This is a genomic window from Kistimonas ophiarachnellae, assembly GCF_057552235.1.
Window position 1 is genome coordinate 1 of sequence record NZ_BAAJPA010000099.1, and the last position, 262, is coordinate 262.

Genomic DNA, 262 nt, shown 5'->3' on the forward strand with positions numbered 1-262 from the left:
TGAATGGCTCAGCGGTGACGGCCAACCAGGTGATCACGGCGGCGGATATCGGCAACCTGGTGTTCACCCCGGCAGCCAATGCCAACGGCGCCGGTTATGCGGACCTGACATTCACGGTCAGCGACGGCAGCCTCAGCAGCGCAGAAACCACCCTGACCTTCAATGTCACGGCGGTAAGCGACGATGCAGAGATCGGCGGTGTGGATAGCGGTGCGGTCACCGAAGACAGCGCCGCCACGCTGACTGCCAGCGGCGCACTCAC

General features: G+C 64.1%; 1 protein-coding gene. It reads left to right on the forward strand.

All coding sequences use genetic code 11. The features are described 5' to 3' along the window. The coding region (locus AC27K1_RS21820; protein ID WP_487152900.1) for a cadherin-like domain-containing protein at positions 1-262 on the forward strand (262 nt) is incomplete at both ends.